Raw genomic sequence first — 23,184 nt, 5'->3', positions numbered from 1 at the left:
CAGGGGACGGATCGCCAGCCGCCATGGCATTCAATCACTTACCGGCAGCCATGCACGACGCCTTGGGGCCATTGTCCGTCATGCCAGTGACACACTCGGTGCCGATGGCCAAGAATCAGCGCCCCGACGGACCACCCGAGAACACGGGCTCGCGCCCCTCTCCCGACGTGGTTCTCGACCGGCTCACCGCAGGGGCGAGCCGGGCAGCGCGCATCACTCATACGGAGCACCTGCCCCCGCGTGCGGGTTCTCATGCCGTCTGGCCGGATCGCATCCGGCCAGAAGTGATCTCCGCAATCGGCCGAGCAGGAATCGACCATCCGTGGACGCATCAGGCGACCGCGGCCGAGCACGCCCTGTCCGGCGAGTCCGTGGTCATCGCCACCGGAACGGCGTCCGGGAAGTCACTCGCCTACCTCGCCCCGGTCCTCAGTACCCTCCTCGACGGCTCCGAAGCCCGCAACGGCCGCGGGACGACGGCTCTGTACCTCGCGCCGACCAAGGCCCTGGCCGCGGACCAGAGACGCGCGGTGAAGGCCCTGGCCGAGCCCTTGGGCTCTGCTGTCCGGCCTGCGGTCTACGACGGGGACACGCCGGTCGAGGAACGCGAATGGGTACGCCAGTACGCCAACTACGTGCTGACGAATCCCGACATGCTGCACCGGGGGATCCTCCCGTCCCATCCCCGGTGGGCCTCCTTCCTGCGCGCCCTGCGCTTCGTCGTCATCGATGAGTGCCACACCTACCGCGGCGTCTTCGGCTCCCACGTCGCCCAGGTGCTGCGCCGTCTGCGGCGCCTGTGCGCCCGCTACGGATCCGCCCCCGTCTTCCTCCTCGCCTCGGCGACCTCGGCCCGGCCGTCGGAGGCTGCGGGCCGCCTCACCGGTCTGCCGGTCAAGGCGGTCGCCGACGACGCGTCTCCCCGCGGCGAAATGGTGTTCGCGCTCTGGGAGCCGCCGCTGACCGAACTGCACGGCGAAAAGGGTGCTCCGGTACGCCGTACCGCAACGGCCGAGACCGCCGACCTGCTGACCGACCTGACCGTCCAGGGCGTCCGCTCGGTAGCCTTCGTCCGCTCCCGGCGCGCCGCCGAGCTGGTTTCCGTCATCGCCAAGGAGCGACTGGCCGAGGTGGACCGCTCCCTGCCCGCGCGGGTCGCCGCCTACCGAGGGGGCTATCTGCCCGAGGAACGCAGGGCACTGGAGCGGGCGCTGCACTCCGGCGAACTGCTGGGCCTGGCTGCCACGACCGCCCTGGAACTCGGAATCGACGTCTCCGGTCTCGACGCCGTCATCATCGCCGGCTATCCCGGCACCAGGGCGTCCCTGTGGCAGCAGGCGGGCCGCGCAGGTCGCTCGGGCCAGGGCGCACTGGCGGTTCTGGTGGCCCGGGACGACCCGCTGGACACGTTCCTCGTCCACCACCCCGAGGCGCTCTTCCAGCAGCCGGTGGAGTCGACCGTCCTCGACCCGGACAACCCGTACGTCCTCGCCCCGCATCTCTGCGCCGCAGCCGCGGAACTGCCGCTGACACCGGCGGACGTCTCTCTCTTCGGTCCTGCGGCGCCCGGACTGCTGCCCCAGCTGGAGGCCGCGAAGCTGCTGCGCCGGCGCGCGACGGGATGGCACTGGACCCGCCGCGAGCGCGCCGCCGACCTCACCGACATCCGTGGCGGTGGCGGCCGCCCGATCCAGATCGTCGAGGAAGGCACCGGCCGACTCCTCGGCACGGTCGACGAGTCGGCCGCGCACACCGCCGTGCACCAGGGTGCCGTCCACCTTCACCAGGGCCGGACATATCTCGTGCGGACACTGGACCTGCGCGACTCGGTCGCCCTGGTGGAGGAAGCCGCGCCGCCGTACTCCACCAACGCGCGCGACACCACCGCCATCACCGTGCTGGAGACCGACAACGAGATCCCGTGGGGAGAGGGCCGGCTCTGTTTCGGTTCGGTCGAGGTCACCAACCAGGTCGTCTCCTTCCTCAGGCGCAGGCTCATCACCGGGGAGGTTCTGGGCGAGACCAAGCTCGATCTGCCGCCTCGGACGCTGCGTACCCGCGCGGTCTGGTGGACGGTCACCGAGGACCAGCTCGATGCAGCCCGCATCAGCCCCGAAATCCTCGGAGGCGCCCTGCACGCCGCCGAGCACGCCGCCATCGGGATGCTGCCGCTCTTCGCCACCTGCGACCGTTGGGACATCGGCGGCGTCTCGGTACCGCTCCACCCGGACACGCTGCTGCCGACGGTATTCGTCTACGACGGCCACCCCGGCGGCGCGGGCTTCGCGGAGCGTGCCTTCCACACGGCCCGGGCGTGGCTGACGGCCACCCGTCAGGCCATCGCGGCCTGCGAATGCGAGTCCGGCTGCCCGTCCTGCATCCAGTCCCCCAAGTGCGGGAACGGCAACGAGCCCTTGCACAAACGTGGCGCTGTGCGTCTGCTGGCCGAACTCCTGAGGACCGCAACACCGGACCCGGAGGCCGCCCGACAGGAGTGGAACGCTCGGGAGTAGCCCGTTCGTGCCGCCGAGAAGCTCCCTCCCGGCCCTTTCTCCACCCGTACCGAGGCGGCCGTCGCAGGGAAGAATCCGGCGACCAGACCCCCAGGAGGAAGTAGGCGCCGTCACCCCGCGCCGAAGCAGAAACGCGAAGAGCCGCACCGCGGGAGGCACCCACGCCTGCCCGGGGGCCACGACCGAGGACCGCCCGGGCGCCGCCGGCTCCGGCAGGGCATCACATACCGGGAAGCGACCGCCCGGCGCCCTCTGCGCGTGCACGGGGGCCGCGTGAGGCGCGAAGGACCTACCACCTGATGGCAGTCGGGCCACATGTGCCGCGTCACCCGGCGCCTGCGTCGCCGAGGACACGGCGCCCGGCGGACCCGCCCGCGACCTGACCTCCGGCGCGTACAGGCCGAAGCGCGCCCGGGCCGTCACATCGGCGACCTCGCCCTCGACAGCGCACCGCACCAACTCGGCCCCCTGGGCCGCCGCCACATCGCCGGCCACCTCACAGGCCGACGCAGCCCCGCCCAACGCACGGTCGGCGGCCGCGAGCGCTGCCAGATCCGCCGCGTTGCCGGCCTTGTGGCGGGCGGTCACAGCCTGGCCGAGCGCGAGCACCATCGCGAAGACCGCGCACAACGTCGCCGTGGTCACCGCCACCCATACAGTTGCCAGCCCACGGTCACCACCTCCGGGCCCTCCGACAGCCCCACTCACGGCTCGGCCCCCACAGCGTCCTCGGCAAGGGCCACCGCCTCGGCATTCAGAGTCAGGGCGAGACTTCCGGGGCCGGGCGTCGGTGCCTCCACCCGGACTCTCCACAGGTCCCCCGCCCTCTTCACCTCGATCCGGGCCCTGCCCGGTGCCGCGCCACGAGCCGTGGACACAACCGTGGCCGCGGCCTCCCCGCGGGCTGCGGCACGTGCCCCGGCCCGCGCGGCATCCACGCAGCGGATCTGGTCGGCTGCGGTGACCAACGCCCAGAGAAGGGCCAGCACGAATGCCACCAGCACGGGAATGGCCATAGCGGCCTCCGCCGTCACCGCTCCCCGGTCCCCGCCGCGGCTCACGAAGCCGGCGGTTGGGCTCCTCACCGCGTCAGAACTTCGCATCGAGCGCGTCCTTGATCAGCGTCTGCAAGGCCGACAGCACCGCCCCGCTGTTCACCACCTTGTAGAGAACCGCGGCGAACGCGCAGGCCGCAATGGTCCCTACGGCGTACTCGGATGTCGTCATTCCCGTGTCCGGACGTCCGCTCCGGGCGAGCCGGCCGCGCCTGTCCACACACGTACGGCACACCGCGGCCCACATCCGACCGATGCTGTTCTTTCCCATCGTTCCCCCACTGTTTTCGTTCCAATGTCGTTGGACGTTCAGGTCTGGCGGTATCGAAAAGGCGCCTACGAGGGCACTTGCGGCACTCACCGGTCACGTCGGCCGCCGGTCGAGCACCCCGCCGGGTGCGGTGCGCACCGGTCGCGGTATCAGCGGGTCGCGGCGCCGCTCAGGCGGGGCACCCGTCAGGTGCGGTGCAGCAGACCTGTCGCCAGCCCGATCACCACGGGCGCCACTCCAACCGCCAGAAAGGCGGGCAGAAAACAGAGCCCTACGGGCGCCGTGATCAGCACACCCGCCCGCTGAGCACGCGCCACGGCCGCTGCGGCGCGCTCCGCACGCATCTCATCGGCCAGCCGGGCGACGGGCTCCGCTGCCGGAGCCCCCGTGGACCCGGCCCGATCCAGACAGCGGGCCAGAGGGCCTGCGCCGGGTATCTCCCCGAAGCGCCCCCACGCGTCGGCCGGTTGACCGCCCAGCCTGATCTCTGCCGCCGTCCGAGCCAGCAATTCGCCCACCTGACCGCCCATGGACTCTCCGACCGCCTCCGCCGCGTCCAGTGGTCCGGCACCCGCCGAGATGCAGGCAGCCAGCAGGTCTGCCGCGAGCGGCAACTGCCTGGCGACCGCGGCAGCCTCCGCCTTGCGCCCGCCGTCGCTACTTCCTCGCCCGGAGCGCGACCACCGCCACACTCCGTACGCCGCGGTCAGACCGACACCGCAGCCGGGCACGCCACCGACAAGGACCCAGCCGGTCACGAACGCCCCCACCGGCCCCGCCCACAACCGGAGTCCGCCGGGGCCCGTCACTCGACGGCACGACCCTCCCGGCGTCGGTCCATCGGCGTCCATCCCCGTCAGTCGCCCTCCGCGCCGGCGGACCCCTCGCTCCTGCCGCCATCCGGCCAGCGCAAGGCACAGGTACACAGCCGTTCCCAGCGCTGCGCCCACCGCTCCTGTCCCGCGAACCGCGTCCGCCCACCCGTTCATGCCGCCTCTCCCGCCCGAACGATCCGCGACGCCCAGAACAACCCCGCCCCTTCCAGCAGGCCACCTGCCGCCAGGCAGGCCAACCCGCCCGGACTGTGCAGCAGAACGCTCAGCGGATCGGCTCCCAGCGCCGCCCCCAGCCCCAGCCCTACGACCGGCAGCAACGCCAGCACGAGCACCGTCGACCACGCGCCCGCCAACTGCGCCCTGAGCTCCTCCCGCCGACGCCTGTCGGCACGCAGCGCCGCCTCAAGCCGAGCCAGACCCGCCGCGAGACCGGCACCGCCGTCCACCGACACCCGCCAGCAGGCCGCCACCCCCGCGAGTCCGTCCAGCCCCGGGCCGGCCGATGCCTTCCGGAGTTCGCTCGGCACATCGCCGCCGAACCGGGCGGCCGCAAGCACCGCCGCCTCCGCCTCGTCCTCGCCCAGTGCACCCGCGTTCCGAGCAGCGGTGAGCAATGCCTGCCCGGGCTCGCGTCCGGCTCGCAGTTCGCCCACCACCGTCCCGCAGAGTGCCACCACCGCGTCAGCCGCCCGCTCCTGAGCGCAGCGCATGGCCCGACGTCGTAACCACCGCCGCACCAGTGGCACCGCGACGGCCCCCGCGACCAGCGGCAGTACAGACGCGCCGAGCACGGCAAGAAGCACCGCCACGGGGGCACACAGCCATTCGCGCCGCGCGTCGAGACGTCCGCGGACCGCTCTCCAGCAGGCCTCGAGACCCGAACCTGTCCGGCGCCCGTCCGTGAACATCTCCCGTGCCTGCCGCTCACCCGGGTGCTCAAGTACGGCCAGCCAGCCCGCCAGTCCTGCGCCGACAGCCATCACCAGGGTCGCGGCCTGCCCCAGGGGGTAAGGAACAGCCGCCGTCACAGCGCCTCCCCGACGAGCAGCGCCAGCCGCTCCCAGCCCCGCTCCCGGATGAACCCGTCGGGTCCCCAGCGCACCGCGGGAACAGTGATCACCAGGCCCGCCGAGTCCCGCTCGAGTACGTGGATCGTGGCGAGACGTCGCTGCCCACCCCGGTCACGGACGAGATGCACCACCACGGACAGGGCGGCTGCCACCTGGCTGTGCAGCGACGCCCGGTCCAGGCCCGCAGCGGTCCCCAGCGCCTCCAGGCGTGCCGGAACGTGCTCGGCGGCATTGGCGTGTACCGTCCCGCACCCGCCCTCATGTCCGGTGTTCAGCGCAGCAAGCAACTCCGTCACCTCACCGCCCCGCACTTCTCCGACCACCAGCCGGTCGGGACGCATACGCAAGGCCTGGCGCACCAGGTCCCGGAGAGTCACACGACCCGCGCCCTCCTGATTCGCGGGCCGCGACTCCAGTCGCACCACGTGCGGATGATCAGGGCGCAGTTCCGCCGAGTCCTCGGCCAGCACGATGCGCTCGCGCCGGTCGACCGCCCCCAGCAGGCTGGACAGCAAGGTGGTCTTCCCCGCCCCGGTTCCCCCACTGATCAGATACGAGACCCGGGCATCGACCAGTGCGCGCAAGAGCCGGTCGCCTGCGGGCGGCAGGGTCCCGGCATCGACGAGTTCCGCCAGGGTGAACGCGTTCGGCCGCACCACTCGCAGCGACAGACACGTCGAGCCGACGGACACCGGGGGCAGGACCGCGTGCATCCGCGTTCCGTCCGGGAGCCGTGCGTCCACCCAGGGCCGGGCGTCGTCCAGCCGGCGTCCGGCCATCGCCGCGAGTCTCTGGGCCAGCCTCCGGACCGCTGCGGCGTCAGGGAAGGTGACCCTCGTCAGTTCCAGCCCGCCGCCACGGTCGACCCAAACCCGGTCCGGCGCGGAGACCAGCACGTCGGTCACCGCTGGGTCGGCCAGCAACCGCTCCAGTACGCCTGTTCCGACCAGTTCACCGCGGAGTTCTTCCGCAGCTCCGAGGATCTCCGCATCGCCGAGCAAGCGCCCCTGCTCCCTCAAGGCCGTCGCCACTCCTGCCGGAGTGGGCTCGGTGCCGCTACGGGCCAGGCGTTGCCGGACCGCGTCCAGCAGCGTGTCGCTCACGACGCGTCCCGAGGTCGGCCTGCTGCGACGCCGCCCGTCGAGGCATCCGCCAGGTCCCAGAACGCCGTGCAGAACCGGGCCAGCGGGCTGCGAGCATGACCGCCCGGCGGCACAGCACCGCCCTGAGCCGCCCCCAGCCCGGCCTCCACAGGCAGGTCCCCGACAAGAGGCCTGCCCAGCGCCTGCGCCACCCAGTGCTCGTCCAGTCCGGCGGTATAGGGCCCACGGGCAACGACCCGGAGGTCCTCCAACATCATCCCGGCCACCGACGCCACCCGTCTGGCCGCTGCCACCGCCCGCAGCTCACCCGGCACCACCAGCAGCCCGACGTCCAGTTGTGCCAATGCCTCGGCCACGCCTTCGTCGACCCGGCGCGGCAGGTCCACGACCACCACGCCTCCGAGCCGACGCGCCGCCGCGAGCACCGCCCGCATGGCCTGCGGCGGGATCACCACCTCGTCGTCCCGGCCCCAGCTGAGTACGCGCAGTCCGTGCAGCGCCGGCAAGGACTCCTCCAACGCACCGGCTCCGACCCGCCCCTTGGAACGTGCGAAATCCGGCCATCGCATGCCGTCCGACTGTTCGCCCCCCAGCAGCACATCGATACCGCCACCCAGCGGGTCACCGTCGATCAGCATCGTCCGCCGACCGGACCTGGCCGCCGTCACGGCAAGCGCACAGGCGAGCGTCGACGCGCCGGCTCCGCCCCGCCCTCCCATCACGCCGACGGTCAGCGCCGGACGTCCCACGCCTTCCGCCGCATTGGCGATCTGGTCGACGAGCCAGCCCTCCGAGTCGGGCAACCGCAACACATATTCGGCGCCGATCTCCACTGCACGGCGCCACACGTCCGGATCGTCCTGGTCGCGCCCCACGAGCATCACACCGCGCCTTCGTGCCACACCCCGACACCGGGCGGCAGCGTCGTCACCCACCAGAACCACGGGAGCCGCCTCCCAGGCGCCCTTTTCTCCAGGTGGCCCGTGATGCACCTGAGGGACCGCTCCGGCCGCTGCGCACAGCCTCAGCAGGTCGTCCAGCAGCTCCGCGTCCTCGGTCACGATCAACGGCCCGCTCGGCGGCTCCTCCGCTCCCGCCTGACCTTGTCGCGCGAAGGTTCCCGTCACGATCTCCGCCCCCTTCTCACTGCCTCTTCAGTGCGGTTCGCGGTGATCTCGGACTGGACCGAGAGGCGCGATTCCGGAACCCACGGACTTCGTGGGCGGAATCAAGATGCAACGATCCGGAAAAACATGTGGATCTTGCCCGAAAACTGTGGACAAGCTCGCGCATGTGAATATCTCGGTAGCTCGTACAGGCGACATTCGGAGCGCAGCTCTTCAACTACACAGAGTCATCGACCATGCTGGGTGCGGACCCGCTCAGCAGTCGGCCGAAACGGCGGAAAGAGGTGAGAACGCCTACATCAAGGCACCCGAAACGCGTCGGGACATGCGACGACCCCCGCCGGGGGGGAGAGCGGGGGTCGTCCCCACGGGCCGACTCGGGGGGGGGAGGAGCCGGACCGGGGTTAGCACGGTCGCGAACGATCCGTGACTTCCATGGTGTACCCGAGGGCCTTCTCAAGCAAACCCACCCGCCGGATTTTACGCCGAATGGTGGCCACCTATGCTCACCTTTGTGGAAAACTGCTTCTCGCCGCGCACAGCAGCCTTCTTTGACCTGGACAAGACGGTCATTGCGAAGTCATCGACGCTGACCTTCAGCAAGTCCTTCTACCAAGGCGGGCTGATCAACCGCCGCGCCGTACTGCGCACCGCGTACGTGCAGTTCGTGTTCCTCGCCGGTGGCGCCGATCACGACCAGATGGAGCGCATGCGCGCATACCTCTCGGCGCTCTGCAAGGGGTGGAACGTCCAGCAGGTCAAGGAGCTCGTCGCCGAGACTCTGCACGACCTGATCGACCCCATCATCTACGACGAGGCAGCCACCCTCATCGAGGAACACCACGCAGCCGGGCGCGACGTGGTCATCGTGTCGACCTCCGGCGCCGAGGTCGTGGAGCCGATCGGGGAATTGCTCGGTGCCGACCGGGTCGTCGCGACCCGCATGGTCGTCGGCGACGACGGCTGCTTCACGGGCGAGGTCGAGTACTACGCCTACGGCCCGACCAAGGCCGAAGCCGTGAGATCACTCGCGGCCTCCGAGGGATACGACCTCGCGCGCTGCTACGCGTACAGCGATTCGTTCACCGACGTTCCCATGCTGGAGGCCGTCGGCCACCCGCACGCCGTGAACCCCGACCGGGCGCTGCGACGTGAGGCCGCTGCCCGGGATTGGCCGGTTCTGGTCTTCGATCGCCCGGTTCGGCTCAAGCAACGGCTGCCGGTCTTTTCGATGCCGCCACGCCCGGCCCTCGTGGCCGCTGCAGCAGTAGGCGCGGCCGCCGTCACCGCTGGTCTCGTCTGGTACGCCTCCCGCCGTCGGACCTCCGCAGTCACGCCCTGACGAAAGGCAGAGCCGGCCCGACGGAAGGCCGCCGTGACAGTACGGGGCGCCACCCGCCACCTGGGCGGCAACGAGCTCAACCGTGTCCGAACCGCCCGTATTTGAATGCAAAAGTAAAGTTGCGCGGCCAGCACTTCCGCTCCTCCCGACCCTGGAGTACAAAGGAGTCAACGGCCCGCGAGACCGAGGACATCCGAGAGGATGACCTTCACACGCAGACTGGCCCCACGGACCGCGCACGGATGCCAAGTACCCACGCGACGTCGACCCGTCGATTACGGGCCAGCCACACCAGGCACCGGACGAAGAGCCGGCCTGATGGGCACATATCGAGGACGCCTGGTAACTGGGCAAACGTGCCAGCGGCGGTACCGGATCCGGTACCGCCGCACCCTTTCGGGAGACTCCGGACGCCGCTCAGCGGCTCGGCGCATCTCCGGGTCGGGCCGTCAGGCGGCACCGCGCTGGAGCGCTTCGCACACCGCCGTCGATTCCCTGACCCCGAGTTCGACCGACCGTCCGCAGTGGGCGATCCAGGCAGCCATACCTTCCGGCCTCCCGGAAAGGTACCCCTCGAACGCCGCTACATACGCGGCTCTGCCCTGCTCGGCATGTCCCACTTCGGCGGGACAGATCGCCTTCGGGTCGAGACCGCTGCCGACCAATACGATCCGCTCCGCCGTACGGGCAACCAGGCCGTTGTGGGACACGAAAGGCCGCAAGGCCAGCAACTCACCGTGCACGACCGCAGCCGTGACCAGAGCGGGCGCCGCGCTCCCGGCGATGACCAGCTGCGCCAGCCCTTCGAGCCGTCCAGCCATCTCTTCGACACCCGGGACCGCCGCCTCGATCAGGGGCTCATCGACGGACTCTCCTGCCAAGCGAGGCCGGCCGACGGCCCCCTCGGGCGACGACCCGCCGGCCGCGACGAGATGCAGCCGCGCGAGAACCCGCAGCGGCGACTGCCGCCAGATGGAAAGGAGCTGTCCCGCCTCCGCGGTCAGACGCAGCGCCGCACCCATCGTGGACGCCTCGTCGTCACCACGAAAATCCGTACGCCTGCGCACCTCCTCGAGGTTCCAGTCCGCGCCCGAAAGGGCCGCGGAACCGCGGGCACCGCGCAGGGCCGCCTCCGCCGTCACCTCGTTGCTGCGGCGCCGCATGACCCGGTGTCCGTAGACCCGGTCCACCGCTTTGCGTACGGAGCCCACCGCTTCGGCGACGCCAGGCAGGGTCCCCAGGGCGGCAAGCGGGTCGGAGGAAGTCGTACTCATAAGTAGGGAGGCTACGCGCCCCCGCACACGGATACCCCACAGGAGTGGTTTTCTTCACCCCGAGCGACAACGGCGAGCGATTGACCGGCTACCCTAGGTGAACATGAAGATCGCTTTCGTAGGGAAGGGCGGCAGCGGGAAGACCACGCTGTCCTCGCTCTTCATCCGCCACCTCGCTGCCAACGAAGCCCACGTCATGGCCGTGGACGCCGACATCAACCAGCACCTGGCAACCGCTCTGGGCCTCGACGAGACGGAGGCCACCGCCCTGCCCGCGATGGGTGCGCACCTGCCCCTCATCAAGGACTACCTGCGCGGCAGCAACCCCCGCATCGCGTCCACCGCGACGATGATCAAGACGACACCGCCGGGCGAGGGTTCACGCCTGCTCCGCGTGCGGGAGGACAATCCGGTCTACGACACCTGCGCGACCACGGTCCGACTGGACGACGGTGACATCCGGCTCATGGTGACCGGCCCGTTCACCGATGAGGATCTGGGGGTGGCCTGCTACCACTCCAAGGTCGGCGCGGTGGAACTCTGCCTCAACCACTTGGTCGACGGACCGGACGAGTACGTGGTGGTCGACATGACGGCGGGGTCGGATTCCTTCGCCTCAGGAATGTTCACCCGCTTCGACATGACCTTCCTGGTGGCCGAGCCCACCCGGAAGGGAGTTTCGGTGTACCGGCAGTACAAGGAGTACGCGCGCGACTTCGGTGTCGCTCTGCGGGTCGTCGGCAACAAGGTGCAGGGCCGGGACGACCTGGACTTCCTGCGCTCGGAGGTCGGTGACGACCTTCTGGTCGGCGTCGGGCATTCCGACTGGGTCAGGACCATGGAAAAGGGGAGGCCGGCCCCATTCGACCTGCTCGAGGCGGACAACCGCATGGCACTGCAGGCTCTCCAGGACGCTGCGGAGGACTCGTACGGGCATCGGGATTGGGAGCGGTACACGCGGCAGATGGTCCACTTCCATCTCAAGAACGCGGAGAGCTGGGGCAACGAGAAGACGGGCGCCGACCTGGCCGCCCAGGTCGACCCCGCCTTCGTGCTGCACGAGCAGGGCCGCCTGGAGGCTGTCGACCAGCCGGCCTGACGAGGACGTACGCCCGGACCAGCCCGGAGCCACAGGGGTGGGGCGGACCGATGCGGGCGCACGCCCCCCTCCGCGTCCCCGTCAACGCCCTTACCTACCGGCGCCGGCCTGATCCGCCGGCCTGGCGGGCACCGGGCTGGCCACGGGCTTGCCCGGGGCGGTCCCCGCGAGGAACGCCGACCACCCGGGCTCGGGCTTCTGGCCGACCTTCAGTGTCCGGAGTTTGGCGAGCACCGCCGGGTCCTGAGCATCCAGCCAGTCGGCGAGTTGCCTGAAGGAGACGCAGCGCACGTCCTGCTGGGTGCATACCGTTTTGATCGTTTCCTCGACGGCTCGCATGTACGTGCCGCCGTTCCAGGACTCGAAGTGGTTGCCGATGATCAGCGGAGCCCTGTTCCCCTTGTAAGCACGGTCGAACGCCTGAAGCAGGCCGTCGCGCATCTGATTGCCCCAGAACGCGTGTCGGTCCGGGTCCCCTTGCGTCGTGCCGGACTGATTGAACATGAAGTTGTAGTCCATCGAAAGGGTCTCGAAGGCTCGGCCCGGCACCGGGACGAGCTGCAGGGGAAGGTCCCAGAGGCCGTCCTTCCTGGCGGGCCAGACTTGGTTGCCGATGCCGCTGGAGTCATAGCGGAAGCCCATCGTCCGCGCCGCTGCGACCATGTTCTTCTGCCCCTCCAGACAGGGCGTACGGGCGCCGACCAGCTCCTTGTCATAGTCGAACGGCAGTGGCGCTTCCGCCTTGAGAGCCGGGGTGTTGGTCTTCCAGCCCTTCACGAAGGCCTTCGCCTGGAGGATCTCGCTCTTCCACTCCTCGACCGACCATGTTCCGACGCCGCCGTCCGGGCCACAGAAGTGCCCGTTGAAGTGGGTGCCGATCTCGTTGCCGTCCCGCCATGCGGCCCGCAACTCCGCGAGGGTGTCGCGAATCCCCTCGGTATCGTTGAAACCGATGTCGGACCGGCCCGCCGAGTGCTGGGGCGGGTCGTAAAGGGCCTTCTTCTCCTCCGGCAAGAGGTACACGCCACTGAGGAAGTAGGTCATCTTCGCGCCGTACTTCTTCGACACCTCACGGAAGTGCGAGAACAGCTTCTGACTGTCCTCTCCGGCCCCGTCCCACGAGAACACCACGAACTGCGGGGGCTTCTGGCCCGCTTTCAGGGGTTTGGCCGCGGGAAGCCCCGGCTGCGCTCCGGTGAAGGCGGTGGACCCGTCACCGATGAGCCTGACAGCACCCTTGGGGGCTGCCGCCGGGGAACGTTCCTCCGAGCCCGGCGTGGCCTTCCGCTCCACCGTCGAACCCGCGCCACCAGGGCCTGAGCACCCGGCCAGTCCTGTGATCAGCGCCACGGCCACAGTGCCCAGGGCGAGCGTCTTTCCGGCACCCATCCGTCCACCCTCTTTCTTGCAGGAGTCGCGCGTCGTCGCGCAGACACGGCGCGGCCAACGTCGCACGCACCCTCGAAAGACCAGTACGACAAACGGGACGAAAATCTACTTATTCACCTTAAAGAGTGAGGTTAGAGCCTATTTGCTCGAAAGTGTGGCCACTTTTCTTTACTCTCCATTACGATTCATTTACCGAGAGTTGCCCTACCTCGCCGTCGCATGCCGTGACCCACCGCCGCGCCCCTATCGAATTCGCGACCGCGCCGCCCCGGAGGAGACGGGACCATGCCTGCCTGTGCCCCTACACGCAATGACCACTCATCCCGCAGTTCGCGCCCTTCCCGCGCGTCGGGATTCAAGCGCCCTCATAGCCCGCCACCGCCCCACCGCCGTCGACTCCGCGTTTCAGGCGCCGACGTGTCCGCGTCGATCACCGTCTTCCTGATCGCCGTACCCATGTCACTCGGCCTCGCCGTGGCCATGGACGCCCCGTTGGCAGCCGGTCTGGTCTCCGCGGCCATCGGCGGCATCGTCGCCGGGCTGCTCGGCGGTACCCCTCTGCAGGTCAGCGGGCCGTCGGCAGGACTGACGGTCGTCACGGCCGAGTTGATCCAGCTGTACGGCTGGCGCACCACGTGTGCGATCACCATCGGAGCCGGGCTTCTGCAGGTTCTGCTGGGATCTCTGAAAGCCGCCCGTAGTGCACTTGCCGTCAGCCCCGCCATCGTGCACGGAACGCTCGCCGGTATCGGCGTGGCCATTGCGCTCGCGCAACTGCACGTGATGCTGGGTGGCACACCCCAGAGCTCCGCCCTGGCCAACGCCTGGTCGCTGCCGGCTCAGCTGGGGCGGATGCATCCTGCCGCACTCGCCGTCGGCGCATTGACCGTCGCCCTTCTCATCCTCTGGCCGCGGATGCCAGGGCGTGTCGGCTCGACGCTCGGCAGAATTCCCGCCGCGCTCGTCGCCGTCGGAGTATCGACAGCGGTGGCAGCGGTGGCCACCCCCGGGATCGCCCGGGTGGATCTGCCGTCGTGGAGCTCGCACGCCCTCGCCGAACTGCCGGACGGGCCGGTGGCAGCGCTCGCCACCGCGATGTTGACGGTCATGCTCGTCGCCAGTCTCGAATCACTGCTGGCTGCCGTCTCCGTCGACAAACTGGCTGCCGAGCGGGCGTCGGCCGCGTCCAAGGACGGAGCGACGCCGTGCCGTCCCGTCCAACGGTCCGACCTCGACAGGGAGCTCCGGGCCCAAGGCGTCGCCAACGCACTGGCCGGGCTCTGTGGAGGCCTCCCCGTGTCCGGCGGCGCCGTGCGCAGCTCGGCGAATGTGCGGGCAGGAGCGACCGGCCGCGCCGCTACGGTGCTGCACGGTGTCTGGATACTGCTGGCCGCCGTACTGCTCGTCACGGCGCTGGAGTGGATTCCGCTGGCATCCCTTGCCGCCCTTGTGCTGGTGGTGGGCATCCAGATGGTCAGCTTCGCCCACATCCGCAAGGTGCACAGGCACCGTGAATTCCTGGTGTACGGGGCGACGATCACGGGAGTGATCGTGGCGGGCGTGCTGACGGGCGTGGCCGTCGGGATCCTCGTGGCGGTGGCCATCGCCCTGCACCGGCTGGCCCGCACGCGGATCACCGTGACGGAGCAGGACGGACGATTGCTGGTATCCGTCCGCGGGCAGTTGACCTTTCTCGCGGTTCCCCGGCTGAGCCGCCTGCTCAACCACCTCCCCGAGGGGGCCGACGTGGTCCTGGAGCTCGACGGCTTCTTCATGGATCACGCGGCGTACGAGACCATTCAGGACTGGTATACGGCCCGGACCGCGCAGGGTGGCGCCGTCGTCCTCGCCGGCCGTTCCGGGGGCCGGATCGCCGAGCCGGCATCAGCTGCCCACTCCTGCTGCCGGCCATGGACACCGTGGCGCAATCATCACTGTCACGGCCGGGCCGGACACGACGTCTCCGATGCCGCCCCGCCGGCCACCACCATCGGCGACTCCATGTCGCACACCGCGCAAGCCCACCCGACAGCCGCGTCACCGGCTGTGACAGCTGCTTCCGTACCGGCCCGCCCGAGCCGTCACCAGTTGCTCAGCGGCCTGAGCTCCTTCCAGCGCACCACAGCCCCGTTGGTCCGTGAGGAGCTGGCCCGGCTGGCGACCGAGGGGCAGAAGCCCTCCCAGCTGTTCCTCACCTGCGCCGACTCCCGCCTGGTCACGAGCATGATCACGGCGAGCGGCCCGGGTGACCTCTTCACCGTGCGCAACGTCGGCAATCTCGTGCCGCCACCCGACACCGAGAGCGCGGGGAGACACGACGACTCCGTGGCCGCCGCGATCGAGTACGCGGTGGATGTTCTCCAGGTCGAGTCCATCACTGTCTGCGGGCACTCCGGATGCGGGGCCATGCAGGCTCTGCTGGACGCCCCACCGGAGATTCCTCCCACGCCCTTGTGGCGATGGCTGCGGCACGGCAGGCCGAGCCTGGAACGCATGCGCTCCCGCCATCACTCCTGGGCGCGGATCGCCGGGCGCCTGCCCACCGACGCGGTGGAGCAACTCTGCCTGACCAACGTGGTGCAGCAACTGGAGCACCTGCGCGCACACCATGCGGTGGCACGCCGACTGGCTTCGGGAACCCTCCAGTTGCACGGTATGTACTTCCACGTCGGGGAAGCGCAGGCCTACCTGCTCACCGAAGGCGCCAGTTCGGGGACCGGCCCCGACGAGGTCTTCGTCCGGGTCACTGCCGGCGCGGAGTCCGAGATCGACCCTCAATCTCCGTCACGTGCACCGTCCCGCACGTGCCCCGGCCCGGAACTCGCTGCCTCCGGGAGGCCCGACCCAGCGCTCGGCGTCTGAACCTCTCGCATCCCAGGCCCGTGAGACCCCTGTGAGACCTTGTGGTTCCGCTTCCGCGTCCGCACGACAGCGCCTGCGGAAGCGGAACACGTGACCCCCTACACGGGACACAGGTCTACACCAATTCCCGGCAGACACTTGTCACCCGGCCTGTGGCCTGATGAGCTGTCCTCCGGGACACAACGGACACCCTGGGAATGGGAGATGTCGTGAGCAACGAAAGCCTGGCCAATCTGCTCAAGGAGGAGACCGCAGGATGAGCGAGCCTTCCTCCCTCTCCAATCTGCTCAAGGAGGAGCGGCGGTTCGCACCGCCTGCCGATCTGGCCGCGAACGCCAACGTCACAGCGGAGGCGTACGAGCAGGCCGAGGCGGACAGGCTGGGCTTCTGGGCCGAGCAGGCCCGTCGTCTGACCTGGGCCACGGAGCCGACCGAGACGCTCGACTGGAGCAATCCGCCCTTCGCGAAGTGGTTTGCGGACGGCACCCTCAACGTCGCGTACAACTGCGTGGACCGTCATGTCGAGGCGGGCAACGGCGACCGGGTCGCCATCCACTTCGAGGGCGAGCCCGGGGACAGCCGCGCGATCACCTACGCGGAGCTGAAGGACGAGGTCTCCCGGGCCGCCAACGCCCTCATCGAGCTCGGTGTCGGCAAGGGCGACCGGGTCGCCGTCTACCTGCCCATGATCCCCGAAGCCGCCGTCGCGATGCTGGCCTGCGCCCGTATCGGCGCAGCGCATTCGGTGGTCTTCGGCGGTTTCTCCGCGGATGCGATCGCCGCACGTATCCAGGACGCCGACGCGAAGGTCGTCATCACCGCCGACGGCGGGTACCGCCGGGGCAAACCGTCCGCGCTCAAGCCCGCCGTGGATGACGCCGTCTCGCGTATCGAGAGCGTCGAGCATGTGATCGTGGTCCGGCGCACCGGGCAGGACACCGCGTGGACGGAGGGCCGGGACGTCTGGTGGCACGACGTCACGGGCCGGCAGTCCGCCGAGCACACCCCTGAGGCGTTCGACGCGGAGCAGCCCCTGTTCATCCTGTACACCTCGGGAACGACGGGCAAGCCGAAGGGCATCCTGCACACCTCGGGTGGTTACCTCACCCAGACGGCCTATACGCACCATGCGGTGTTCGACCTGAAGCCCGAGTCGGATGTGTACTGGTGCACCGCGGACATCGGCTGGGTGACCGGACACTCGTACATCGTCTACGGCCCGCTGGCCAACGGGGCGACACAGGTCATGTACGAGGGCACCCCCGACACCCCGCATCAGGGGCGGTTCTGGGAGATCGTCCAGAAGTACGGCGTGACGATCCTCTACACCGCGCCGACGGCGATCCGTACGTTCATGAAGTGGGGTGACGACATCCCCGCCAAGTTCGACCTGTCGTCCCTGCGCGTGCTCGGTTCGGTGGGGGAGCCGATCAACCCCGAGGCCTGGATGTGGTACCGCAAGAACATCGGTGGGGACAGGTGCCCGATCGTGGACACGTGGTGGCAGACCGAGACGGGCGCGATGATGATCGCGCCGCTGCCCGGGGTCACCGCGACCAAACCCGGTTCGGCCCAGCGCGCCCTGCCCGGTGTCTCCGCCACGGTCGTGGACGACGAGGCCCGCGAGGTGCCGGACGGCGGGGGCGGCTATCTCGTCCTCACCGAGCCGTGGCCGTCGATGCTCCGCACCATCTGGGGCGACGACCAGCGTTTCCTGGACACCTACTGGTCCCGGTTCGAGGGCAGGTACTTCGCCGGGGACGGTGCCAAGAAGGACCACGACGGTGACATCTGGCTGCTGGGACGGGTCGACGACGTCATGCTCGTGTCCGGCCACAACATCTCCACCACCGAGGTCGAGTCGGCTCTCGTGTCGCACCCGGCGGTCGCCGAGGCGGCCGTGGTCGGCGCGAACGACGCGACGACCGGACAGGCCATCGTCGCCTTCGTGATACTGCGCGGCACGGCGACCACGTCCGAAGAGCTCGTCGCCGAACTCCGCAACCACGTCGGCACGACACTCGGCCCGATCGCCAAGCCCAAGCGAGTCCTGCCCGTGGCCGAACTGCCCAAGACCCGCTCCGGCAAGATCATGCGCCGTCTCCTGCGCGACGTCGCCGAGAACCGGGAGCTGGGCGACGTCACCACGCTCACCGATTCCTCGGTCATGTCCCTGATCCAGACGCAACTGCCCTCAGCTCCTTCCGAGGACTGACGGCCCGACTCCGCGAACCCGCATCAGCATCCGAGCCGGAACCGGCACAGGGCTGGAGCCGGCGTGGACCTGTACGGCTCCGAGGGGCATCCGGCAACGCGCCGGGTGCCCCTCGTGCCCTGTGGTGCGCGCCCGGTCGGCCACGCCTTTCGTGGAACAGCTGCCGCGCCCGACCGGTCCTGGGCCTGGGTCCCGGCCCACGCACCGGACCGGATTACGGCATCGCAGGTAGGATGGCCACTTCGCCGACGGAGCAGATCAGCTGGTCATCGCCGACGAAACCAACGACAACAGGACAGAAATCTCCACAGGGGCGCCGGGAAGTCTGGTCGGCATGTGCTTCGCCATGCCATCACCGCCACCCCCGACCGGAGGACTCCTGTGGCCGCTCCCCCGTCCCCTCGCCGCACCCTGCTCGGACGTCTTTCCCTTCCCGAGCGCACCTTCATCGCCGACGCCCTGCGTACCGAGACCGTCGGCGGCATCCTTCTCCTGGTCGCAGCCGTCGCGGCCCTGATCTGGGCGAATACCTTCGGCTCCGGTTACGCGGCCGTCAGCCATTTCCACTTCGGTCCCGAAGCGCTGGGGCTCAACCTCTCCGTGTCCCACTGGGCGGCCGACGGCCTGCTGGCCGTCTTCTTCTTCGTCGCGGGTGTCGAGCTCAAGCGTGAACTGGTCGCCGGCGAACTCCGTGACCCCAGAGCCGCGGCCCTTCCCGTCGCCGCGGCTCTCTGCGGTATGGCCGTCCCCGCCCTCGCCTACACCCTGACCGTGGTGATCGGCGGGGGTTCGGCAGCCGGCTGGGCCGTTCCCACCGCCACCGACATCGCGTTCGCGCTGGCCGTCCTCGCAGTCATCGGCGCGTCGCTGCCGTCGGCGCTGCGCGCCTTTCTGCTGACGCTCGCCGTCGTCGACGACCTCTTCGCCATTCTGATCATCGCGGTCTTCTTCACCGACACCATCGACTTCCTGGCTCTCGGCGGCGCCTTCGCGGGCCTGGTCCTCTTCTACGTACTACTGCGCACAGGCGTTCGAGGCTGGTACATCTATCTGCCGCTGGCGCTGGCCATCTGGGGGCTGATGTACAACAGCGGCGTCCATGCCACCATCGCCGGCGTCGCCATGGGCCTCATGCTCCGCTGCTCCCGCCGCGAAGGCGAGTCCCAGTCCCCCGGCGAGCACATCGAACATCTGGTGCGCCCCCTCTCGGCCGGCGTCGCCGTGCCGTTGTTCGCCCTCTTCTCAGCGGGTGTCACCCTCAAGGGCGATGCCCTGGCCGGCGTGTTCACGAGGCCCGAAACGCTGGGTGTGGTTCTCGGCCTGGTCGTCGGCAAGACCGTCGGTGTCTTCGGTGGGACGTGGCTGGTCACCCGCTTCACCAAAGCCGAGCTGAACAAGGACCTGGCCTGGGCGGATGTCCTCGCGGTGGCCACGTTGGCGGGAATCGGCTTCACCGTTTCGCTGCTCATCGGTGAGCTCGCGTTCACGGGCGACGACGACATGATCAACGAGGTCAAGGCCGCGGTCCTCCTCGGTTCCCTGATCGCCGCCGTACTCTCCGGTGTACTGCTGAAACTCCGGGTACGGAGATACAAGGCCCTGTACGAGGCGGAGGAGCTCGACGAGGACCTGTCGGGCGTTCCCGACGTCTACGAGCAGGACGACCCGGACTACCACCTGCGGATGGCCGCCATCTACGAAAGGAAGGCGGCCGAGCATCGCCGCCTTGCCGAACAGGCGGGGGCGGCGAGCGGCAAGCCGGACAGTCCGGCATGATCTGACAACGGATGTACGGAAGAGGAGAGGGAGTCAGGGATGAGCGACCCCGGCAACTATGCGGGCAGCACCGACCGTAGTCTCGGGCAGCTGTTCGCCTCGGCGACCGCCGAGATGTCCGCGCTGGTGCACGACGAGATCGCCCTGGCGAAGGCCGAGGTGCGGCAGGACGTCAAGCGCGGCGTGATCGGCAGCGTGGCGTTCATCGTCACGGGCGTGCTACTCCTCTTCGCGATCCCCGTGCTCAGCTTCGCCGCGGCCTACGGGATCCACAATCTCGGACTCGGCCTCGCCTGGTCGTTCCTGATCGTGGGCGGCGCGTTCATCCTTCTGGGCATCCTCATCGCCCTGTTCGGCCTCGCGAAGTTCAAGAAGGTCAAGCCGCCGGAGAAGTCCATCGCCTCCGCCAAGCAGACCGCGGCGGTCCTTCAGGGCGTCAAGCCGCACCCGCGCCCCACCGTCTCCGCGCGCGCGATCGAGGGCGCGCAGGGCAGCACCCTCGCCGACAGGGCCGTCGAGGCCCGTCCGGTCCAGGACAAGGCGAACTCTGTGGCACGCTCATCAACATGACCGTCCCCGACATCAGCAGACCCGGCCCCACCGGGCCGACCGGACCGGTATCCGCCCCCGGCGGCCCCGTACGTCTGGACGGCCCCTGGACCCACCGCGATGTGGCGGCGAACGGTGCCCGCTTCCACATCGCGGAGCTCGGCGACGGGCCGCTGGTACTGCTGCTGCACGGCTTCCCGCAGTTCTGGTGGACGTGGCGCCACCAGCTCACCGCGCTGGCCGACGCCGGATTCCGCGCCGTCGCGATGGACCTTCGGGGCGTGGGCGGGAGCGACCGTACGCCCCGCGGGTACGACCCCGCCAACATGGCGCTCGACGTCACCGGGGTGATCCGGTCGCTGGGCGAGCCGGACGCGGCCCTCGTCGGCCACGACCTGGGGGGGTACCTGGCCTGGACCGCCGCGGTGATGCGGCCGAAACTGGTACGCCGCCTCGCGGTGTCGTCCATGCCCCACCCCCGTCGCTGGCGTTCCTCGATGGTGTCCGACGTCGCCCAGTCCAGGGCGGGTTCGCACATCTGGGGCTTCCAGCGGCCGTGGGTGCCGGAACGTCAGCTCGTCGCGGACGACGCGGCGTTGGTCGGCCGGCTGATTCACGACTGGGCGGGGCCGCGCACCCCGGGCTTCCCCGACGACGCCGGCGTGGACGTCTACCGGCGCGCGATGTGCATCCCGTCGACGGCACACTGCTCGATCGAGCCGTACCGCTGGCTGGTGCGCTCGCTGGCCCGTCCGGACGGCCTCCAGTTCAACCGGCGGATGAAGCGGCCGGTACGCGTACCGACGCTGCACCTGCACGGCTCCCTCGATCCCGCGGTGCGGACCCGCAGCTCCGCCGGATCCGGCGCGTACGTCGAGGCGCCGTATCGTTGGCGGCTTTTCGACGGTCTGGGGCACTTCCCCCACGAGGAGGACCCGGTCGGTTTCTCGACCGAACTCATCAACTGGCTCAAGGATCCTGAGCCCGACCGGTAGCCGTGGGGAACAGGTGTCCGACGAACGGCCATTGCCTGCCGCATAAGCCAATTGGCTGACTCACGCACGATTACCGACCATGAGTCACGGGCAGACGTCGGTGTATGGGCTGGACGCGCGACTTCAGTGACGCAGCACGCAACCGCCGCTCGACCGCTCCTGCTGGTCCGAGCACTCATGAGGGGGGCGGCTCCGGGAGCCGGGTGCACGATGTGAGCGATCTTCATGATCTCCGGCTGGGTATTCCGCGCATCCTCCACCGACGGGCGCGCTGGGTCTCGGCACGGCTACGCCACCCCCGGGCCTGACGAAAGACCCAAGGGAACAACGCGGGGCACGGTTCCACGGCTTTCGGAGCCGTGGAACCGTCCCGTCACGGACCCACATCCTCCCCGCCCGGACGCCGGCTCGTCGTCCTACAGCGCGCACCCCTGGCTGTCGACCTGCTGGACGGCGGCCTTGCCGAGGTCGATGTCCTCGCGGATCTCGTCGGCCGTGAGGGCGTAGCCGGTCTCGGGGTCGTCGAGCGACTTGGCGAACACCACTCCGTACACCTTGCCGTCCGGGGTGAGCAGCGGGCCGCCGGAGTTGCCCTGGCGCACCGTCGCGAAGAGCGAGTACACATCACGCTGCACGGTGCCCCGGTGGTAGATGTCCGGGCCGCCCGCGTCGATACGGCCACGGATGCGGGCCGAGCGCACGTCGTAGGCGCCGTTCTCCGGGAAGCCGGCCACGATGGCGCTGTCGCCGCTCCTGGCGTCGTTCTCCGTATCGGTGAAGTGGAGCGGTTTCGCGTCGAGGTCCGGGACGTCCAGCACCGCGATGTCCCGCCGCCAGTCGTAGAGGACCACCTTCGCGTCGTACAGCCGGCCTTCGCCGCCGATCTGGACCGTCGGCTCGTCCACGCCGCCGACCACGTGCGCGTTGGTCATGACCCGCCGGTCGGAGAAGACGAAGCCGGTACCTTCGAGCACCTTGCCGCAGCCGGGCGCCATGCCGACGACCTTGACGATGGAATTCTTCGCGCGGGCGGCGACCGGGCTGCCCGCCAGCGCCGGATCCGGTGCCCGCACCTCGGTGATGGGCTCGTTGGCGAAGGGGCTGAAGACCTGGGGAAAGCCGTTCTGCGCGAGCACGGAGGAGAAGTCCTGGAACCAGGTGGACGCCTGGTCCGGCATGACGCGGGAGACTCCGAGCAGGACCGAGGAGTTGCGGACGGCCTTGCCGAGGGTCGGCAGGGAGGTCCCCGCCAGCAGCAGACCGATCAGCCAGGCGACCAGCAGCATGGCCACCACATTGACCAGCGCGCCTCCCGTGGCATCCAGGGCGCGCGCGGGCGACCACGTGATGTACCTACGAAGTTTGCTGCCCAGGTGGGTGGTGAACGCCTGGCCCACGGAGGCGCACACGATCACGATCACGACCGCGACGACGGCGGCCGTGGTGGAGACCTCCGATCCGTCGGTCACCTTGTTCCAGATGACCGGAAGCAGGTAGACGGCCACCAGGCCGCCGCCCAGGAAGCCGATCACGGACAGGATGCCGACCACGAAACCCTGACGGTAGCCGATGACCGCGAACCACACGGCGCCGACCAGCAGCAGGATGTCCAGCACGTTCACCGTCTATAGCCTCGCAGATTCGTCACCTGGCCCGTCCGGTTCGACGGGGTCCGGGCCAGGCCCGGAACAGCGCAGCACGGGTCAGC

The 23,184-nt window shown here is 69.6% G+C and carries 18 protein-coding genes and 1 pseudogene; 9 read left to right on the top strand and 10 right to left on the bottom strand.

The window, feature by feature from the left end:
• The first annotated feature begins 23 nt into the window (after positions 1 to 23).
• Positions 24 to 2,513 carry a DEAD/DEAH box helicase gene (locus BA175_RS15810; protein WP_079159594.1) on the top strand — a complete coding sequence of 830 codons (2,490 nt, stop codon included), beginning with the start codon at positions 24 to 26 and terminating at the stop codon, positions 2,511 to 2,513.
• Between the two features lie 375 nt (positions 2,514 to 2,888).
• Here BA175_RS15810 and BA175_RS29680 read toward each other — a convergent pair.
• From BA175_RS29680 to ssd, 7 genes and pseudogenes are all read right to left on the bottom strand, one after another.
• Positions 2,889 to 3,221: pseudogene (locus BA175_RS29680) on the bottom strand (Rv3654c family TadE-like protein); the annotation flags it as partial.
• Positions 3,218 to 3,616 (bottom strand): TadE family type IV pilus minor pilin, encoded by a 399-nt coding sequence (locus tag BA175_RS15805; RefSeq protein WP_069171899.1) that lies wholly within the window; start codon positions 3,614 to 3,616, stop codon positions 3,218 to 3,220. The pseudogene BA175_RS29680 and the gene BA175_RS15805, both read right to left, overlap by 4 nt.
• Positions 3,603 to 3,815 (bottom strand): DUF4244 domain-containing protein, encoded by a 213-nt coding sequence (locus tag BA175_RS15800; protein ID WP_069171898.1) that lies wholly within the window; start codon positions 3,813 to 3,815, stop codon positions 3,603 to 3,605. The genes BA175_RS15805 and BA175_RS15800 overlap by 14 nt, the downstream gene beginning before the upstream one ends.
• Before the next feature lie 209 nt (positions 3,816 to 4,024).
• Positions 4,025 to 4,828: a type II secretion system F family protein gene (locus tag BA175_RS15795; RefSeq protein ID WP_069171897.1), complete on the bottom strand. Its 804-nt coding sequence runs from the start codon at positions 4,826 to 4,828 to the stop codon at positions 4,025 to 4,027.
• Positions 4,825 to 5,655 (bottom strand): type II secretion system F family protein, encoded by an 831-nt coding sequence (locus tag BA175_RS15790; RefSeq protein ID WP_069172147.1) that lies wholly within the window; start codon positions 5,653 to 5,655, stop codon positions 4,825 to 4,827. Before BA175_RS15790 ends, BA175_RS15795 begins: the two co-directional genes overlap by 4 nt.
• A 44-nt stretch (positions 5,656 to 5,699) precedes the next feature.
• Positions 5,700 to 6,848 carry a TadA family conjugal transfer-associated ATPase gene (locus BA175_RS15785; RefSeq protein ID WP_069171896.1) on the bottom strand — a complete coding sequence of 383 codons (1,149 nt, stop codon included), beginning with the start codon at positions 6,846 to 6,848 and terminating at the stop codon, positions 5,700 to 5,702.
• Positions 6,845 to 7,909, bottom strand: coding sequence for a septum site-determining protein Ssd (gene ssd, locus BA175_RS15780; RefSeq protein WP_254667899.1), 1,065 nt, complete (start codon positions 7,907 to 7,909; stop codon positions 6,845 to 6,847). Before ssd ends, BA175_RS15785 begins: the two co-directional genes overlap by 4 nt.
• Positions 7,910 to 8,477: 568 nt before the next feature.
• Here ssd and BA175_RS15775 point away from each other — a divergent pair.
• Positions 8,478 to 9,317, top strand: coding sequence for an HAD family hydrolase (locus BA175_RS15775; protein ID WP_069171894.1), 840 nt, complete (start codon positions 8,478 to 8,480; stop codon positions 9,315 to 9,317).
• A gap of 449 nt (positions 9,318 to 9,766) precedes the next feature.
• Here the strand turns inward: BA175_RS15775 and BA175_RS15770 are convergent, their stop codons facing one another.
• Entirely contained in the window at positions 9,767 to 10,591 is an 825-nt protein-coding gene (locus BA175_RS15770; protein ID WP_069171893.1) for an oxidoreductase, read from the bottom strand.
• A 103-nt stretch (positions 10,592 to 10,694) separates the two neighbouring features.
• Here BA175_RS15770 and BA175_RS15765 point away from each other — a divergent pair, with 103 nt between their 5' ends.
• Positions 10,695 to 11,690, top strand: a complete 996-nt coding sequence (locus BA175_RS15765; protein WP_069172146.1) for a nucleotide-binding protein — start codon at positions 10,695 to 10,697, stop codon at positions 11,688 to 11,690.
• A gap of 90 nt (positions 11,691 to 11,780) precedes the next feature.
• Here the strand turns inward: BA175_RS15765 and BA175_RS15760 are convergent, their stop codons facing one another.
• Complete coding sequence (locus BA175_RS15760) at positions 11,781 to 13,079, bottom strand: hypothetical protein (protein WP_069171892.1); 1,299 nt, start codon at positions 13,077 to 13,079, stop codon at positions 11,781 to 11,783.
• Positions 13,080 to 13,364: 285 nt separating this feature from the next.
• On the opposite strand from BA175_RS15760, the gene BA175_RS15755 reads away from it, so the two are divergent.
• The 6 genes from BA175_RS15755 (at position 13,365) to BA175_RS31800 (ending at position 21,784) form a co-directional block, all read left to right on the top strand.
• Positions 13,365 to 15,941, top strand: coding sequence for a SulP family inorganic anion transporter (locus tag BA175_RS15755; protein WP_079159592.1), 2,577 nt, complete (start codon positions 13,365 to 13,367; stop codon positions 15,939 to 15,941).
• A gap of 256 nt (positions 15,942 to 16,197) precedes the next feature.
• Positions 16,198 to 18,156, top strand: a complete 1,959-nt coding sequence (acs, locus tag BA175_RS15750) for an acetate--CoA ligase (RefSeq protein WP_069171891.1) — start codon at positions 16,198 to 16,200, stop codon at positions 18,154 to 18,156.
• Positions 18,157 to 18,537: 381 nt separating this feature from the next.
• Positions 18,538 to 19,932, top strand: coding sequence for a Na+/H+ antiporter NhaA (gene nhaA / locus BA175_RS15745; RefSeq protein WP_069171890.1), 1,395 nt, complete (start codon positions 18,538 to 18,540; stop codon positions 19,930 to 19,932).
• A 39-nt stretch (positions 19,933 to 19,971) separates the two neighbouring features.
• Positions 19,972 to 20,502: a phage holin family protein gene (locus tag BA175_RS15740; RefSeq protein ID WP_069171889.1), complete on the top strand. Its 531-nt coding sequence runs from the start codon at positions 19,972 to 19,974 to the stop codon at positions 20,500 to 20,502.
• Positions 20,499 to 21,476 carry an alpha/beta fold hydrolase gene (locus BA175_RS15735; RefSeq protein ID WP_069171888.1) on the top strand — a complete coding sequence of 326 codons (978 nt, stop codon included), beginning with the start codon at positions 20,499 to 20,501 and terminating at the stop codon, positions 21,474 to 21,476. Before BA175_RS15740 ends, BA175_RS15735 begins: the two co-directional genes overlap by 4 nt.
• Positions 21,477 to 21,580: 104 nt before the next feature.
• A complete protein-coding gene (locus tag BA175_RS31800) occupies positions 21,581 to 21,784 on the top strand; it encodes a hypothetical protein (RefSeq protein ID WP_079159591.1) in 204 nt (67 codons plus the stop codon).
• 108 nt (positions 21,785 to 21,892) lie between these two features.
• Here the strand turns inward: BA175_RS31800 and BA175_RS15730 are convergent, their stop codons facing one another.
• The gene (locus BA175_RS15730; protein WP_069171887.1) at positions 21,893 to 23,098 is read right to left on the bottom strand and encodes a MarP family serine protease; all 1,206 of its coding nucleotides are present in this window, start codon (positions 23,096 to 23,098) and stop codon (positions 21,893 to 21,895) included.
• Between the last annotated feature and the right edge of the window lie 86 nt (positions 23,099 to 23,184).

Origin of the sequence: Streptomyces griseus (genome assembly GCF_001715295.1) — a bacterium.
In the GTDB taxonomy this organism is placed as follows: Bacteria; Actinomycetota; Actinomycetes; order Streptomycetales; family Streptomycetaceae; genus Streptomyces; species Streptomyces griseus_G.
The sequence above is the reverse complement of the archived record's forward strand: the minus strand, read 5'-3'. Positions and strand labels throughout refer to the sequence as shown.

Bases quoted from the DNA above. Each gene is read 5' to 3' on its own strand.
- BA175_RS15810 (WP_079159594.1), top strand. From the start codon at position 24: ATGGCATTCAATCACTTACCGGCAGCCATGCACGACGCCTTGGGGCCA.
- BA175_RS15805 (WP_069171899.1), bottom strand. From the start codon at position 3,616: ATGCGAAGTTCTGACGCGGTGAGGAGCCCAACCGCCGGCTTCGTGAGC.
- BA175_RS15800 (WP_069171898.1), bottom strand. From the start codon at position 3,815: ATGTGGGCCGCGGTGTGCCGTACGTGTGTGGACAGGCGCGGCCGGCTC.
- BA175_RS15795 (WP_069171897.1), bottom strand. From the start codon at position 4,828: ATGAACGGGTGGGCGGACGCGGTTCGCGGGACAGGAGCGGTGGGCGCA.
- BA175_RS15790 (WP_069172147.1), bottom strand. From the start codon at position 5,655: ATGGCTGTCGGCGCAGGACTGGCGGGCTGGCTGGCCGTACTTGAGCAC.
- BA175_RS15775 (WP_069171894.1), top strand. From the start codon at position 8,478: ATGCTCACCTTTGTGGAAAACTGCTTCTCGCCGCGCACAGCAGCCTTC.
- BA175_RS15770 (WP_069171893.1), bottom strand. From the start codon at position 10,591: ATGAGTACGACTTCCTCCGACCCGCTTGCCGCCCTGGGGACCCTGCCT.
- BA175_RS15765 (WP_069172146.1), top strand. From the start codon at position 10,695: ATGAAGATCGCTTTCGTAGGGAAGGGCGGCAGCGGGAAGACCACGCTG.
- BA175_RS15760 (WP_069171892.1), bottom strand. From the start codon at position 13,079: ATGGGTGCCGGAAAGACGCTCGCCCTGGGCACTGTGGCCGTGGCGCTG.
- BA175_RS15755 (WP_079159592.1), top strand. From the start codon at position 13,365: ATGCCTGCCTGTGCCCCTACACGCAATGACCACTCATCCCGCAGTTCG.
- acs (WP_069171891.1), top strand. From the start codon at position 16,198: ATGAGCGAGCCTTCCTCCCTCTCCAATCTGCTCAAGGAGGAGCGGCGG.
- BA175_RS15740 (WP_069171889.1), top strand. From the start codon at position 19,972: ATGAGCGACCCCGGCAACTATGCGGGCAGCACCGACCGTAGTCTCGGG.
- BA175_RS15735 (WP_069171888.1), top strand. From the start codon at position 20,499: ATGACCGTCCCCGACATCAGCAGACCCGGCCCCACCGGGCCGACCGGA.
- BA175_RS31800 (WP_079159591.1), top strand. From the start codon at position 21,581: ATGGGCTGGACGCGCGACTTCAGTGACGCAGCACGCAACCGCCGCTCG.